This is a genomic window from Paracoccus sp. SY, from assembly GCF_002901215.1.
Taxonomy (GTDB): Bacteria; Pseudomonadota; Alphaproteobacteria; order Rhodobacterales; family Rhodobacteraceae; genus Paracoccus; species Paracoccus acridae.
Window position 1 is genome coordinate 1 of sequence record NZ_NWMQ01000227.1, and the last position, 392, is coordinate 392.

At 64.8% G+C, this 392-nt stretch carries 1 pseudogene; it reads left to right on the forward strand.

Annotated features, from left to right (window positions below):
* A pseudogene (locus CK944_RS22650) lies at nt 1-392 on the forward strand (transposase); the annotation flags it as partial.

The following is a 392-nucleotide window of genomic DNA, read 5'->3' on the forward strand; positions in this document are numbered from 1 at the left end:
ACGGCTCGTCGACGAAGGTGCTGAAGGGCCAGGACGGCGAACTGCCGGTGGCTGTGCCCCGTGACCGCGACAGCAGCTTCGAGCCGGAGCTGGTGAAGAAGGGCCAGACCCGCATTGATGGCATGGATGACAAGAGTTCGCCATGGAAGCCGCCACTGGTCCGAGGCCCATGGCGGACGGGCTCTATGCCGCCGGGCTGACGGTGCGCGACATCCAGGCGCATCTGCTCGATCTTTACGGCCTGAAGGTCTCCCCCGACCTGATCAGCCGCGTCACCGACGCGGTTCTGGACGAGGTTCGGGAATGGCAAAGCCGGGCACTGGACCGGATGTATCCGATCCGTCGTCGGGAAAACGGGGCCCCACCCCCGTTTTCTGATCCTCCTCCATCTT